Raw genomic sequence first — 14731 nt, forward strand, 5'->3', positions numbered from 1 at the left:
ATGGGGTGGGCGCGCATCCGCGTGCCGTGTAGGGGAGGTTCGAGTTTAGACCTTGCCGTGACAAAGAACAACGGCCCAGCGTAGGGGCTGGGCCGTGTGCGAGGGTTAAGGCGAATTACTTAGCGCGCTTTTCAATCTTCTTGATAGCGGCTTCGATCTTCTTATTAGCCTTTTTTTGCAGCTTATCTGCGTGCTTAGAAGCCTTCTTAGCAGCGCGCTTGGAGTCTGCCTTGTCGAGCTTCGATGCGGCGTCATCGGCACGCTTTTGTGCCTTGTTCGCGGCCTTGACGGCACCCTTGCGGGCGGTCTTAGCGTTGGACTCAGCGGACTTCAGCCAGTCCTGCTTGTTGTCGCCGACGTAGGACTTGGCGCTATCCACGGAGTCCTCGATGAAGGACTTCGCGTTGTCCAAGAAGCCGCGACCGGAATCCTGCCAGTCATCCTTGTTCTCATCGACGTAGTCCTTGGCGTCATCGACATAGGACTTGGCGGTATCCAGGAGGCCGCGACCGGTGGACTGCCAGTCATCCTTGTTGTCATCCACATAGGCCTGAGCCTTCTGGGAGGTCTCATTGAACCAGTCGCCGGCCTTGTTGGACAGCTCGTTGGCGCGAGCGGAAAGCTCCTCGCGCTTTTCCTGGGACTCAGACTTGGTAGGCAGCGCCTGCTGAATCTTCTTATTGGTGCGCTCACCGGCCTTTTGTGCGCGCCAGCGCAGGGAAGGCTTGCCCTCGGTGTCCTGGGTGGTGATAAAGAGCGCGCCGAGCAGGGCGGTGTTGGTAATGAAGCCGTTGCGACGGTCTTCCTTGTCCTTCTTGTTATCTGCGGCCCAGAAGTTATTTTTGCCCACTAAGTTAGGCAGGGTAGCGGCAGCCAGCACGGCTGCGGAGGTGCGGGGTGCCTTGCCCAGAGCCAAGGTGGTACCTGCACCGATCTTTGCGCCGCCGAGGGCGCGGGTAGCTAGTTCCGGATCATTGGGAATCAGGTTCTTGTAACCGGAGGGGACGAACTTGCGCAGGGTCTTGAGGAAGCCTTCGGTTTCCTTGGTGTGCTCCGAGGCATTGCGCAGGTCGTCTACACCTTCCCATACAAATACCGATGCCAGCATGGGGCGGGCAAACTTGCGAATCATAGTCCTTTAAGCTCCTTAGCTCGTTGTTCTAGACCAATCGTGTGATTGACCATTATACGCTGAAATAGCCGCCTAGATCACCAACGGCGCTCCCACCAATCACCCAACTTGGGGCGTTCTTCCCCCAAGGTGGTGGGCTTGCCATGCCCTGGGCGGATGATGGCGTTATCCGGGAACTCCTCGAAAACACGCTTGGTGACGTCCTTATATAGCCGCACGAAGTCGCCTTCAGAGGTCGTTCGACCCAATCCACCGGGGAATACGGAATCTCCCACAAACAGGTTGGTGACCCCGTCAACGGTGGCCACGAGTGCCACGCCGCCGGGGGTATGGCCGCGCAGGATGATGATGGGCAATTTCATGCCGGCAAACTCGATGGAATCGCCCTCGCGCAGCTCAACGTCTACGTCTTCCGGAATGGCCGGCGAATCAATGAAGGAGGCGTAGTGCTTTGCGTTGGTGGCCTCCAAAACCTCGTCGAGAGCCCGCACGTGATCCCAATGGCGGTGCGTGGTGAGAACGGCGGTGATGTCAACCCCTGCCTCGCGCGCCATGTTGAGGATGGCGGGGGCGTTATCGGCGGCATCGACAAGCAAGCCTTGATCGCCGGCGGTAAGCAGGTAGCAGTTATTGTCCATTTCCGAAACGGAGATTTGGTGAAGATGTAGCTCGTTAGTCATACGTCCCAGCCTACGGGTACATTCAAGGGGAGATTAAAATCTATGATGTGGAGGCTGGAGCGCAGTGGCAGAACGATTGATTGTGCGAGGCGCACGGGAACACAATCTCAAGGGCGTGGATATCGATATTCCGCGCGATAAAATGGTGGTTTTTACTGGGCTTTCGGGCTCTGGTAAGTCCTCGCTGGCCTTCGATACCATCTTCGCGGAGGGCCAACGCCGCTACGTGGAATCGTTGAGCTCTTATGCCCGGATGTTTTTGGGCCAGATGGATAAACCCAATGTGGAATACATCGGTGGCCTGTCGGCGGCGGTGTCCATCGATCAGAAGTCTACGAACCACAACCCGCGCTCTACCGTGGGCACGATTACGGAAATTTACGATTACCTCCGCTTGCTCTTCTCGCGCGCCGGCACCCCGCACTGCCCCAAGTGCGATGCCGTCATCGAGCGCCAGACGCCGCAGCAGATCGTTGATGCCGTCCTGGAGCAGGAAGAAAAGCTGAAGTTCCAGGTGCTTGCCCCGGTGGCCCGCAAGCGCAAGGGTGAGTTTGTCGACCTCTTCCAGGACCTTTCGGCGCAGGGCTACTCCCGCGTGCGCGTGGATGGTGAGACCCACCAATTAAGCGATCCGCCGAAGCTAAAGAAGCAGGTCAAACACACCATCGAGGTGGTGGTGGACCGGCTGCAGGTCAAGGCATCGCAGAAGCAGCGCCTCACCGATTCCGTGGAAACGGCTTTGCGGCTTGCCGATGGCCTCGTCACCATCGAGTTTGTTGATAAAGAGGAACTCACGCATACCTATTCCGAGAAGGCGGCCTGCCCCAACGGCCATACCCTCACCATCGAGGAGTACGAGCCACGCGCGTTTTCCTTTAACGCGCCCTTTGGCTCCTGCCCGGTCTGCGATGGCTTGGGCACGAAGCTCGAAGTGGATGTAGACCTGCTCATCCCGGATCCGGATGCCCCGGCTGTCGATGCCGTGCAGCCGTGGCATTCCAGCCCGAATTCCCGGTACTTCGTCAAACTCGTGGAAGGTTTGGGCAAGGCCCTGGGCTTTGACCCGCAGACCCCTGTCAGCGAGCTGACCAAGGAGCAGCGCGATGCGTTGATTTATGGCACCGAAACCGAGGTGCGGGTGCGCTATAAGAACCGCTATGGCCGCCAGCGCAATTGGACCGCGCCCTTTGAGGGTGCCGTCGGATTCCTGCACCGCAAATTGGATACCACGGATTCGCAGTCCCAAAAGGATCGGCTGCTGCAATACACCCGCCGGGTGCCGTGTAGCACGTGTAAGGGAACGCGCCTGAAGCCGGAAATCCTCGCCGTGCGCCTGGCGTCGACCACGCATGGCGAACAGTCCATCGCGGGGCTTAGCGCCCTGTCCATCGAGGATGCCTCGGAGTTTTTGGATTCGCTGGTCTTGGGTCACCGCGAGGAAATCATCGCTGGGGCGGTGTTGAAGGAGACCCAAGCCCGCCTGCGCTTCTTATTGGACGTGGGCCTTAACTACCTCACCCTGGACCGCGGCGCCTCGACCCTGTCTGGCGGGGAGGCCCAGCGCATCCGCCTGGCCACGCAGATTGGATCCGGGCTTGCCGGTGTGCTCTACGTGTTGGACGAGCCGTCCATCGGTTTGCACCAGCGCGATAATCACCGCCTGATTTCGACCTTGCAGCGTCTGCGCGATATCGGCAATACGCTCATCGTGGTCGAACACGATGAAGACACCATTCGCTCGTCCGATTGGCTCGTGGATGTGGGCCCGCGCGCCGGCGAATACGGCGGCGAAGTGGTCTACCAAGGCGAGCCCGCCGGCGTGGAGAAGGTAAAGGAGTCTCTAACGGGGCAGTACCTATCCGGTTCCAAGGTCCTGGCCGTTCCGGATCACCGCCGCGAGATCGATAAGGACCGCACCCTGAAGGTGGTTGGTGCCCGGGAAAATAACCTCAAGGGAATCAACGTTGAGATTCCGCTCGGCGTTCTGGTGTGCATTACCGGCGTATCCGGCTCCGGCAAGTCCACCGTGGTCAATGAAATCCTCGCCAAGACCTTGGCCAATAACTTGAACCGCGCCCGGCAGGTTCCTGGGCGCGCCAAGCGCGTGGAGGGCATTGAGCACCTGGATAAATTGGTGCAGGTGGATCAGAGCCCGATTGGCCGCACCCCGCGTTCCAACCCGGCGACCTACACCGGCGTCTTTGATAAGATTCGCAACCTTTTTGCGGAGACCCAAGAAGCAAAGGTGCGCGGTTACAAGGCCGGCCGCTTTTCCTTCAACGTCAAAGGCGGGCGCTGCGAGGCTTGCCAGGGCGATGGCACCATCAAGATTGAGATGAACTTCTTGCCGGATGTTTATGTCCCGTGTGAGGTCTGCGAGGGCGCGCGCTATAACCGCGAGACCCTGGAGGTCCACTACAAGGGCAAAAACATCGCGGAAGTGCTGGACATGCCGATTTCTGAAGCCGCGGACTTTTTCGAGCCCATTACCTCCATCCACCGCCACTTGGCCACGCTTGTCGATGTCGGCCTGGGCTACGTCCGCCTCGGCCAAGCCGCCACCACGTTGTCCGGCGGTGAGGCTCAGCGCGTGAAGCTCGCCTCGGAGCTGCAAAAGCGCACCAATGGCCGCACCATCTATATCTTGGATGAGCCGACGACCGGTCTGCACTTTGAGGATATTCGCCGGTTGATGCTGGTGATTCAAGGCTTGGTAGATAAGGGCAATTCCGTGCTCATCATTGAGCACAACCTCGATGTCATCAAGGCAGCGGACTGGATTGTGGATATGGGCCCTGAAGGCGGTGCCGGCGGCGGCACCGTGGTTGCGCAGGGTACGCCGGAAAAGGTTGCACAAGTGGAAGGCTCCTATACCGGCGGCTACCTCAAGGAACTGCTTCCTTAAAAACTAAAGTCGATAGTTTCTGTGAAAAATTGTCCCCTTTCTAAAAGATGGGCTAGTCTGTGAGGAATGAATCTGCGGCGGAGAATGGGAGCGATACTGGCGACGGTATCGCTTGCTGCCGTGGCGGCGTGCTCGTCGCCGGAACAGGCGCCGGATACGGCGGGGGAAGGGGCATCGGCAAGCGCTAGCGATAATGCCGATGCCGCAATCGCCAAAGATCTAGACCGCGCCATTGCGGCAGTGTCCAAGGACTATGACGCTAAGGTCGGCGTGGCCATCTCCGTCGGCGAAGAAAAAATTTCTGCGGGCGACAAAGGCGAAGGCCCAGCATGGTCCACCATCAAAGTGCCCATCGCGATTACGGCCCTGCAGGACGGCGCCGATCCATCCTTGGTGGATTTGGCCATCAAGGAATCCGATAATGATGCCGCCTACGCATTGTGGTCGCAAGTGCAGTGGGAAGAAGGTGTGGCCTCGGAGGCGGTGGAAAAGCTCTTGCGCGAGCACGGCTCGAATGCCTCCATTGAGGACGATGCTTTTGGGTACTCCATCTGGCCATTGCAGGAGCAAGCAAATTTCGGGGCGCAATTGCCCTGCATCAAAGAAGCCGAATATGTCCATGAGGTATTAAATGACATCGTGGAATGGCAAAACGTTGGCCTCTCCAAACACACAAGCACCCGGGCAAAAAGCGGGTGGGGGCTCGATGAAAATAGCGATGACTACACCTTCCGGCAATTCGGTGTCCATGAAAAGGACGGTAAAAGGGTAGGCGTGGCCTTGAGCGTCATCGTCGAGGGCGAGGATTATGAAAATGGCTCCGCCGCGATCGATGACCTTGCCGATGATGTCCTCAAGTCCATTGATAAAGCCATTGCGGATGAAAAACTAGAGCCCGATTCCACCTGCGAGGATGCCTAGTATTCTGCGGTTTGCCTTAAATGGTAGCGGCTGCTAGTGTCGTATCCACTACCGCCCAAGGTACCTTTTCTAGGAACCTGGGTCACAAGCGGAGATTCTCCCACCCGATGCCGCGAACTTCAGGTTCGTTGGATAACGGTAAAGGTAACCAGACATTTACGTCTGGCTCTGTGAGATCTCCCGGCTGCCTTTGGCAGACCGGGTTAGATTCGTTTGTGGTCCACGGTAGGTGAACTCATTACCCAAAACCCCTAATCGAGGAGAACCACAATCAGCGCTGAAGCTCGCATTAATGAGCGTATCCGAGTACCCGAGGTCCGTCTTGTCGGCCCCGGTGGTGAACAGGTGGGTATCGTCCGCACCGATGATGCCCGCAAGCTTGCCTATGAAGCTGACCTGGATTTGGTCGAGGTTGCTCCAAAGGCTAAGCCCCCAGTTGCCAAAATCATGGACTACGGCAAGTTCAAGTATGAGCAGGCCCAAAAGGCTCGCGAATCTCGTAAGAACCAGCAGCAGACCGTGGTGAAGGAACAGAAGTTCCGTCCGAAGATCGACGATCACGATTATGAGACCAAGAAGAGTAACGTAGTTCGCTTCCTGGAAAAGGGATCCAAGGTTAAGGTGACCATCATGTTCCGCGGCCGCGAGCAATCGCGACCGGAGCTAGGTTTCCGGCTTTTGGAGCGGTTGGCCGATGACGTCGCTGAGGTTGGCGTAGTTGAGTCCCGCCCCAAGCAGGATGGTCGCAACATGACCATGGTTTTGGGTCCGGTTCGTAAGGGCAAAAAGTAAACCATATTCCACGTAGGATTTAAGGACTTATACTCATGAAGCAGAAGACCCACAAGGGCACCGCAAAGCGCATCAAGGTGACCGGTTCCGGCAAGCTGCGCCGCGAGCAGGCAAACCGCCGCCACTTGCTGGAGGGCAAGCCTTCCAAGCGTACCCGTCGCCTCAAGGGCACCGAGTCCGTCTCCCAGCCAGACACCAAGCGCGTCAAGCGCCTGCTCGGTCGCGCTTAATAGCGCCCAATCAACCCACATCCACCATCTCAACCAGAATTTAAGGAAGTATTACTGTGGCACGAGTAAAGCGCTCAGTTAACGCAAAGAAGAAGCGTCGCGCGATCCTGAAGTCCGCCAAGGGTTACCGCGGTCAGCGTTCCCGCCTGTACCGTAAGGCTAAGGAGCAGTGGCTGCACTCTATGACTTACGCTTACCGCGACCGCCGCGCGCGTAAGTCCGAGTTCCGCAAGCTGTGGATCCAGCGCATCAACGCTGCTGCCCGCATGAATGACATCACCTACAACCGCCTCATCCACGGGCTGCGCTTGGCCGAGATCGAGGTAGACCGCAAGATCCTCGCCGAGCTTGCCGTCAACGACTTCGAGGCTTTCTCCGCACTGTGCGAGACCGCTAAGGCCGCCCTGCCTGAGGACGTCAACGCACCAAAGGCTGCGTAAGCCTTTCCAGCTACATAGCTGCTCGCCCACTCCACGCCGCTCGACGCGGTGAGGGGTGGGTTTTGTTCTATCTCACTGTCTCAAGCCTGCTAATAATCTGTTCGCTGTATGTGCTAAATTGATGAGTCGATAAAACCAGCATTTGCAAGAAGACCGGCGCGGCATGACGAGCCCATATAACTGCGAGCAACCAGAAGGCAACCCTGGTTCAAGTCAATTTTCCGGCCAGGATCGGCCGTATTACTCCCAGGAATTCCACTCTGGTGGCTATCCGCAGCAGGGCTATCCTCAGCAACAATATGCGGCGACTGGTAACCAAAAGTCCTGGGTAGCTGCGTTGCTTCTGTGCTTCTTCTTGGGCAGTGTTGGAGCGCATAACTTCTACACTGGCCGTACAACTTATGCCATCGTGCAGTTGTCGCTGAATATCCTCGGCTGGTTTACCTTCTGGTTCCTGTTGGGCTTCCTTTTCTGGACCGTTCTAGGAATCTGGGTGTTTATTGAGTTCTTCATGATTCTCCTTGGCGTGGGCGATTACGACAAAGACGCACGCGGAGTTCCGCTAAAGAAATAATACTTTTCCCATGGCCTGCCGGATTTCTGGCAGGGCTTTGTTATACCTAAGGTTCGGAACGTGCGCAAACGTGCCCAAGGTAGGGTAGGGCCTATGAATTTAGACTTTGACTCGGCCTTTACTGAACGCACTCCGCGCATCGTCAACGCGGCGAAATTGCACCGGGCTGCTAGCCGTAAGAAGGCGAAACAGTTCATCATCGAGGGCGAAAATGCTGTCGACGCCGCAGTATCCACGGGGGCGGCGACGGATGTATTCGTGACGGAAAAGGCTGCAGAGCGCTTCGCGGACATCGTTACGGCTTGCGGGTATATGGACGTTTATGTTCACCCCATTACAGATAAGGCCGCGAAGCACTTGGCCGATACCGCGACGACGACGGGAATTTTTGCCTTGTGCAGTTCTTCCGTCTTGTGGTCTGCGGGAAAGATTCTTAATGGGAAGCCGAAGTTGATTTCGGTGCCGGTGCTTACCTCTGAGCCCGGAAACGCGGGTACGTTGATTAGGACTTCGGATGCGATGGGCGCCGATGGCGTGATCTTTGCAGGCGAGACCGTGGATCCCTTAGGCAGCAAGGTTGTCCGCGCTTCAGCCGGCTCCTTATTCCACGTCCCTGTCGCGCGCGATCCAAATATCAAGGACGTATTGGGTCAGCTGCGCAAGTCTGGCATGCAAATCGTTGCCACAGCCGCGGATGGGGAAGTAGAGCTTGCTGATGCCGACCTCTCCCAACCCACCGCCTGGCTCTTCGGCAATGAGGCTCACGGGCTGGGCGAGCTGCTTGAAGAGGCCGATATGCGGGTACGCATCCCACTGCGGGGGAGCGCGGAGTCACTCAACCTTGCCACCGCGGCCAGCATCTGCTTGTACGAATCCGCCAAGGCGCAGGACCAGAACTAGGCCGCAATCGCGTTGCTCCGCGTTAGCGAATGAAAAGGGGGTCCCTGGGGCTGTCCGTGTCCTAGTGACAGAGTAAGATTGCACGCGTTAGTTTTCGCGCGAGAAGAAGGTACGAAGTACGTGTCCGATACACCGCAGATCGAATTGACCGAACAGGCCCTCGGGGCCGCGGCCGATAAGGCTATCGCAGCCTTCGAAGCAGCAGAGACCCTAGAGGATCTCGCCGCTGCCCGCCGCGAGCACTTAGGCGATAACGGGTATATCCCGCAAGCCCGCCAATCCCTCGGCCAAATACCTAAGGATCAACGCAAAGCCGCCGGTAAGGCCGTCAACATGGCCCGCGGCAAGATGGAAAAGCGGTTTGCGCAGGTCAAGGAGGAATTGGAGCAGCAGGCCCGCGAGGCCCAGCTCAAGGCCGAAACCGTCGATGTGACCATTCCTACGACCCGAGCGCAAACGGGTGCGCTGCACCCCATTACGTCCTTATCGGAGCGCATTGCCGATATTTTCGTTGGCATGGGATGGGAAATCGCCGATGGCCCAGAGATTGAGGCCGAGTACTTTAACTTCGATGCCCTGAACTTTAAGCCGGATCACCCAGCGCGCACCCTGCAGGATACGTTCCACGTGGGCAAGGAAGGCTCCAAGCAGGTCCTGCGCACGCACACCTCGCCTGTGCAGGTGCGCACGATGCTCGAGCGCGATGTGCCCTTGTACATCGCCTGCCCAGGGCGCGTTTTCCGTACGGACGAACTGGACGCCACCCACACCCCGGTCTTCCACCAGATGGAGGGCCTTGCCGTGGATAAGGGACTTACCATGGCTCACCTGCGCGGAACGCTCGAGCACCTAGCCAAGGTGCTCTTCGGTTCCGAAACCACGACGCGCATGCGCGTGAATTACTTCCCGTTCACGGAGCCTTCCGCCGAGGTGGACGTCTGGTTCCCCAATAAAAAGGGCGGCGCCGGCTGGATTGAATGGGGCGGTTGCGGAATGGTCAACCCCAACGTGCTGCGCGCGGTAGGCGTTGACCCGGAAGAGTACACGGGCTTCGCGTTCGGCATGGGCCTTGAGCGCACCCTGCAATTCCGCAATGGACTAACCGATATGCGCGACATGGTTGAAGGCGATGTCCGCTTCACCCTGCCCTTTGGCGTACAGGCTTAAAACCCAGAAAGGATAGATACATCATGCTTATTTCCCAAGACTGGGTTACCCGTATCCTTGGCGCCTCCAATCCGAATTGGAGCGTGTCCGCTGCAGATATGGACTCCGGTTTCGTCCGCGTGGGCTTTGAAACCGAAGGATATGAGCCGATCCCCGAGACTACTGGCCCATTGGTTATTGGCCAGGTCGTAGAAATCGAAGAGCTCACGCAGTTCAAAAAGCCCATCCGGTACTGCCAGGTCAACGTTGGCCAGGCAAATGGCACCGGTGAATTGCAGGGCATTATCTGCGGTGCGCGTAACTTCCGCTTGCACGATTACGTCGTAGTCTCCCTGCCCGGCGCAGAGCTGCCTGGTGGGTTCAAAATCGCGGCGCGCGAAACCTACGATCACATCTCCAATGGCATGATGTGCTCCGCTGCTGAGCTGGGCCTTGGCACGCAGGCAAACGGCATCATCGTCCTGGGTGAGGAAGTCGCGGATATGGTTGGCGAAGATGCTCGCCCAGCTATCGGCCTGTCCGATACCGACTTTGACGTCAACATCACCCCAGACCGCGGATACGCGCTATCCGCCCGTGGTCTCAGCCGCGAAATCGCCTCTTCCTTCGATCTGCAGTTTAAGGACGTCGCCGATGATCCAGCGGTGGCCGGAATCGATACCTCTGCGGTGCCAGAGGCAGAAGGCTCGCTTATCAACATCGATCTACGCGAGGAGACAAAGGCGCAGCGATTTGGCGTGCGCAAGGTAAGCGGCATCGATCCGCAGGCGCGCACGCCATTTTGGATGGAGCGCGAACTCATGCTGTGCGGCCAACGCAGCGTCAATGTGGCAACGGACGTGACCAACTACGTCATGTTGCTTTTGGGCACCCCGATGCATGCCTTTGATGCCAATGAAATCGCGGGCGATCTCACGGTGCGCAATGCACAAGAGGGCGAGAAGTTTGAGACCCTCGATCACGTCACGCGCGAGCTCTCTGGTGAAGACGTGGTCATCTGTGATGACAACGGCATCCAATCGTTAGCCGGTGTTATGGGCGGCACGCACTCAGAGATTTCTGATCAGACCACGGATGTCTACTTCGAATCCGCTATCTGGGATCCCATTACCGTGGCCCGTACCTCTCGCCGCCACAAGCTGTCCTCTGAGGCATCCCGCCGATTTGAGCGCGGCGTCGATCCTGCCCTCGTTGAGGTGGCCCTTGATATTGCGTGCGCGCTATTGCACTCCATTGCGGGCGGAACGGTCGAAAAGGGGCGTACCCTCGTCGGAGAGATAGCCGAGCCCCAAGCCATTCGCTTGCGTGCCGAAAAACCGAGCGAATACGCCGGCGTCGAATACTCCCGCGAGACCGTTATCTCCCGCCTTAAAGAGGTGGGCTGCACGGTCGAGGAAGGATCGGATTCGGTTCTGCAGGTTACGCCCGCGACGTGGCGTACCGATATTTCCATGGACGTTGACCTCATTGAGGAGGTCCTGCGCCTGGAAGGCCTAGAGGATATCCCCACCGTTCTGCCCACGCCGGCTGGCGGTCGCGGTTTGACCCCAACGCAAAAGCGCCGCCGCGCCATTGGCCACGGTTTGGCTTATGCGGGCTATGCAGAGGTTTTGCCCACGCCGTTTATCGCAAACGACACCTTTGATTTGTGGGGCCTTGCGGCTGACGATGCTCGCCGCAATACCGTCGCCGTGCAGAACCCCTTGGAATCTGACAAGGCCATCTTGGCCACGACCTTGCTCCCCGCAACGCTTGAGGCTTTGGGTCGCAACGTAGCTCGCGGACGCAAGGATCTAGCCCTCTATGGCCTGCAGCAAGTAGCCTTCAAGCGCGCAGAATCTTCGCCCATGCCGTCTGTTGCGCAGCGTCCTGGCGATGAAGTGGTAGAAGAACTCCTGCGCACGCTTCCTGAACAGCCCTTGCACGTGGCAACCGTTGCAACCGGCAAGATGGAGCACGAGGGGCCGTGGGGCGAAGGCCGCGATTACACTTACGCGGACGCGATTGAATCCGCGCGTTTGGTGGCCCGCGCCGCTGGCCTGGATATCGAGGTCGAAGCCGCGGACCACCTGCCGTGGCACCCAGGCCGGTGCGCCGCCATCAAGGTGGCAGGAGCCGATGACATCGTGGGCTATGCCGGCGAATTGCACCCGCAGGTGCTTGAGGCCCTCAACCTGCCACCGCGCACGTGCGCGATGGAGCTTGATATCACCGCGCTGCCGCTGACCGAGCGCTTCCCAGCGCCGGTACTGTCGGCATTCCCAGCCTTGCACCAGGACATCGCGTTGGTAGTGGATGAGGATATCCCAGCGGAAAAGGTGCGCGCCACGGTGGAAGAGGGTGCGGGAGACCTCATCGAGTCGGTCGACTTGTTTGATATCTTCCGCGGTGAGCAATTGGGTGAGGGCAAGAAGTCCTTGGCCTTCCAGCTGCAATTCCGCGCTGCGGACCGTACCTTGACCGATGAGGAAGTCAACGAGCACCGCACGACGGCCGCCGAATTGGCCAAGCAGCGATTCGGCGCAGAAATGCGAGCATAGGACGGGCCAGAAGCCCAGCCTTTTGCATTAAACGGCGAAGAACCAGACTTTGGTGGAACATAAACCACTCGGGTCTTGGGTCTTCGCCGTTTTGCGTTTTCATGCAACATGTTAATTATTTTCATGCCGCCTGAACTGGGGAAAGTAACCCAATTCACTGAATAACATACAGCGTAACGTATTTCTTGCTATAGTTCCTCGTATGACGATTTCAGTAGCAGTGGCAGGGGCCACAGGATACGCCGGCGGTGAGACACTGCGCCTGCTGCTATCCCACCCTGCCTATCACTCCGGTGACCTGCGCATCGGTTCCTTGACGGGAAATTCCCAAGTGGGCCAGCGCGTCGCAGAAATCATGCCGCATCTGCCGCAGCTGGCAGATCGCGTCATTGCTGACACCACGCCCGAAGAGTTAGCCGGACACGACGTCGTCTTCTTGGGCTTGCCGCACGGGCACTCGGCGCGGCTCGCGGAGCAATTAGGCGATGAGGTCACCATCATCGATTGCGCCGCCGACTTTCGGCTGCGCGAGGAGAGCGATTGGGCAGCCTACTACGGCGGGGACTATGCGGGGCAGTGGCCGTACGGTATCCCGGAAATCCCGGGCAATAGGTCGAACCTTAAAGGTACAAACCGGGTCGCCGTGCCTGGTTGTTTCCCCACGGCCATTACCTTGGGGGCGTTGCCCGCCATTGCCCGCGAGCTCGTGGAGCCCGCCCTGTCCGTCATCGCTATTACCGGCGTCTCCGGAGCGGGAAAGAAGGCATCCGTCGCGCAATTGGGCGCGGAGACCATGGGAAACGTCAAGGCCTATAAACCAGGCGGCACCCACCGCCATACCCCGGAAATCGTACAAAACCTGCAACCATTTTCTCGCGACCAGGTATCCGTGAGTTTCACCCCGGTGCTCGCACCCATGCCCCGAGGGATTCTGGCGACGATTACGGCGGAGCTGAAAGGGGGCATCGGCAAGCAGCAGGTGCGCACCGCCTTCGAAGAATTTTATGCAGATGAGCCTTTCTGCCTCGTGCTGCCAGAAGGCCAACAACCGGAAACCCAGAACGTGGTGGGCACGAACATGGTGCATATCCAAGCCCATGTCGATGACAATTCCCACCGCCTCATCATCACCGCGGCGCTCGACAATTTATGCAAGGGTACTGCCGGTGCCGCCGTGCAATGCATGAACCTTGCGCTGGGATGGACAGAAACTTTGGGATTGCCCCAAGCCGCAGTCGCCCCGTAGGGCTGCGCACTAATTAGAGGAGAATTTTATGACTACACCTGGAATAACCGGGCCCGCCGGATTTAGCGCCGGCGCCGTGAAGGCCGGAATCAAGCCCTCTGGCAAGTCGGACTTGGCATTGATTATCAATGAAGGCCCGCGCTCGGACGCCGCGGCAGTGTTCACGCGCAATCGCGTGGTGGCGTCCCCCGTTAAGGTCTCCCGCGAGGCCGTAGCGGATGGCCAGCTGCGCGCCGTAGTCATCAACTCCGGCAATGCCAATGCGTGCAACGGCGCGCAAGGCGACGTCGATGCACGCGCAATGGTCGATGCCGTATCCCATGGCACGGATATCGCCGTGAAGGATATTGCCATTTGTTCTACCGGGCTCATCGGCGAGCCGCTGCCTATGGACAATGCGCTTGCGGGCATCGCGGACGTAGTCAATCACGTGGGCACGACCCCACAGCACGGCAATGACGCCGCCACTGCGATTATGACCACGGATACCGTTCCTAAGGAATCTGTTTATACGGGTGATGGTTGGTTCGTGGGCGCTATGGGCAAGGGCGTTGGCATGATGGCGCCGTCGCTTGCCACGATGTTGGTCTGCATTACTACCGATGCCGTCGCTGACGCAGCGGTCCTGCAAAGCTCGCTGGAGAAGGCCTGCGCACAGACGTTTAATACCTTGGATGTGGACGGTTCGACCTCTACCAATGACACCGTGATCGTCATGTCTTCCGGGGCCTCCGGCGTCCAGCCCAGCGAAGAGGAGTTGGATCAGGCAATCCTTGAGGTCTGCGCGGATATTGCGGATCAGCTCCAGGCCGATGCTGAGGGAGTGACAAAGCGCGTAAAGATCACCGTCGAAGGCACGGGCTCTGATGAGCAGGCGCTTAATGCCGCTCGCACCCTGGGGCGGGATAACTTATTCAAGTGCGCCATGTTCGGTTCCGATCCCAACTGGGGCAGGGTACTGGCCGCCGTCGGCATGGCGGATGCGGACATGGATCCGGACAATATCTCCGTCTACTTCAATGACCAGCCGGTATGCGTGCACTCGACGGGCGCGCCCGGAGCCCGCGATGTGGACTTGAGCGGGGCGGATATCGATGTCCGCGTGGATCTCGGCACCGGCGGTGAGGGAACGGCGTTCGTCTACACTACGGACCTGTCCTACTCCTACGTTGAGATCAACTCGGCGTATAGCTCCTAGGAGGAG

Annotated in this window: 13 protein-coding genes; 11 read left to right on the top strand and 2 right to left on the bottom strand. The window is 58.5% G+C overall.

Annotated elements, in window-relative coordinates:
• Positions 1 to 115: 115 nt before the first annotated feature.
• Together ACLI1O_RS05615 and ACLI1O_RS05620 are read right to left on the bottom strand one after the other, a co-directional pair.
• On the bottom strand, positions 116 to 1132 hold the full coding sequence (locus tag ACLI1O_RS05615) for a DoxX family membrane protein (protein ID WP_411707023.1): 1017 nt from the start codon (positions 1130 to 1132) through the stop codon (positions 116 to 118).
• Positions 1133 to 1209: 77 nt separating this feature from the next.
• Complete coding sequence (locus ACLI1O_RS05620; protein WP_239269868.1) at positions 1210 to 1812, bottom strand: MBL fold metallo-hydrolase; 603 nt, start codon at positions 1810 to 1812, stop codon at positions 1210 to 1212.
• 64 nt (positions 1813 to 1876) lie between these two features.
• On the opposite strand from ACLI1O_RS05620, the gene uvrA reads away from it, so the two are divergent.
• The 11 genes from uvrA to argJ all read left to right on the top strand — a co-directional run bounded on the left by uvrA (position 1877) and on the right by argJ (position 14725).
• Positions 1877 to 4717, top strand: coding sequence for an excinuclease ABC subunit UvrA (uvrA, locus tag ACLI1O_RS05625; RefSeq protein ID WP_411707024.1), 2841 nt, complete (start codon positions 1877 to 1879; stop codon positions 4715 to 4717).
• 84 nt (positions 4718 to 4801) lie between these two features.
• Positions 4802 to 5638 carry a hypothetical protein gene (locus tag ACLI1O_RS05630; RefSeq protein WP_239269866.1) on the top strand — a complete coding sequence of 279 codons (837 nt, stop codon included), beginning with the start codon at positions 4802 to 4804 and terminating at the stop codon, positions 5636 to 5638.
• A 270-nt stretch (positions 5639 to 5908) separates the two neighbouring features.
• Positions 5909 to 6430, top strand: a complete 522-nt coding sequence (gene infC / locus ACLI1O_RS05635) for a translation initiation factor IF-3 (RefSeq protein ID WP_081443661.1) — start codon at positions 5909 to 5911, stop codon at positions 6428 to 6430.
• Positions 6431 to 6465: 35 nt separating this feature from the next.
• Complete coding sequence (rpmI, locus tag ACLI1O_RS05640) at positions 6466 to 6660, top strand: 50S ribosomal protein L35 (RefSeq protein WP_239269865.1); 195 nt, start codon at positions 6466 to 6468, stop codon at positions 6658 to 6660.
• A gap of 56 nt (positions 6661 to 6716) precedes the next feature.
• Complete coding sequence (gene rplT / locus ACLI1O_RS05645) at positions 6717 to 7100, top strand: 50S ribosomal protein L20 (protein ID WP_023017886.1); 384 nt, start codon at positions 6717 to 6719, stop codon at positions 7098 to 7100.
• Between the two features lie 163 nt (positions 7101 to 7263).
• On the top strand, positions 7264 to 7674 hold the full coding sequence (locus ACLI1O_RS05650) for a TM2 domain-containing protein (RefSeq protein WP_239275777.1): 411 nt from the start codon (positions 7264 to 7266) through the stop codon (positions 7672 to 7674).
• Positions 7675 to 7767: 93 nt separating this feature from the next.
• Complete coding sequence (locus ACLI1O_RS05655; RefSeq protein WP_239269863.1) at positions 7768 to 8574, top strand: TrmH family RNA methyltransferase; 807 nt, start codon at positions 7768 to 7770, stop codon at positions 8572 to 8574.
• Between the two features lie 120 nt (positions 8575 to 8694).
• Positions 8695 to 9741: a phenylalanine--tRNA ligase subunit alpha gene (gene pheS / locus ACLI1O_RS05660; protein ID WP_239269862.1), complete on the top strand. Its 1047-nt coding sequence runs from the start codon at positions 8695 to 8697 to the stop codon at positions 9739 to 9741.
• 23 nt (positions 9742 to 9764) lie between these two features.
• On the top strand, positions 9765 to 12281 hold the full coding sequence (pheT, locus tag ACLI1O_RS05665; RefSeq protein ID WP_284772197.1) for a phenylalanine--tRNA ligase subunit beta: 2517 nt from the start codon (positions 9765 to 9767) through the stop codon (positions 12279 to 12281).
• Between the two features lie 202 nt (positions 12282 to 12483).
• Positions 12484 to 13527 carry an N-acetyl-gamma-glutamyl-phosphate reductase gene (gene argC / locus ACLI1O_RS05670; protein WP_284772196.1) on the top strand — a complete coding sequence of 348 codons (1044 nt, stop codon included), beginning with the start codon at positions 12484 to 12486 and terminating at the stop codon, positions 13525 to 13527.
• Positions 13528 to 13555: 28 nt separating this feature from the next.
• Positions 13556 to 14725, top strand: coding sequence for a bifunctional glutamate N-acetyltransferase/amino-acid acetyltransferase ArgJ (gene argJ / locus ACLI1O_RS05675; protein ID WP_411707025.1), 1170 nt, complete (start codon positions 13556 to 13558; stop codon positions 14723 to 14725).
• Positions 14726 to 14731 lie beyond the last annotated feature (6 nt).

Origin of the sequence: Corynebacterium sp. LaCa78 (assembly GCF_046717505.1) — a bacterium.
GTDB lineage: Bacteria > Actinomycetota > Actinomycetes > Mycobacteriales > Mycobacteriaceae > Corynebacterium.

Bases quoted from the DNA above. Each gene is read 5' to 3' on its own strand.
- ACLI1O_RS05615 (WP_411707023.1), bottom strand. From the start codon at position 1,132: ATGATTCGCAAGTTTGCCCGCCCCATGCTGGCATCGGTATTTGTATGG.
- ACLI1O_RS05620 (WP_239269868.1), bottom strand. From the start codon at position 1,812: ATGACTAACGAGCTACATCTTCACCAAATCTCCGTTTCGGAAATGGAC.
- ACLI1O_RS05630 (WP_239269866.1), top strand. From the start codon at position 4,802: ATGGGAGCGATACTGGCGACGGTATCGCTTGCTGCCGTGGCGGCGTGC.
- rpmI (WP_239269865.1), top strand. From the start codon at position 6,466: ATGAAGCAGAAGACCCACAAGGGCACCGCAAAGCGCATCAAGGTGACC.
- ACLI1O_RS05650 (WP_239275777.1), top strand. From the start codon at position 7,264: ATGACGAGCCCATATAACTGCGAGCAACCAGAAGGCAACCCTGGTTCA.
- ACLI1O_RS05655 (WP_239269863.1), top strand. From the start codon at position 7,768: ATGAATTTAGACTTTGACTCGGCCTTTACTGAACGCACTCCGCGCATC.
- pheT (WP_284772197.1), top strand. From the start codon at position 9,765: ATGCTTATTTCCCAAGACTGGGTTACCCGTATCCTTGGCGCCTCCAAT.
- argC (WP_284772196.1), top strand. From the start codon at position 12,484: ATGACGATTTCAGTAGCAGTGGCAGGGGCCACAGGATACGCCGGCGGT.
- argJ (WP_411707025.1), top strand. From the start codon at position 13,556: ATGACTACACCTGGAATAACCGGGCCCGCCGGATTTAGCGCCGGCGCC.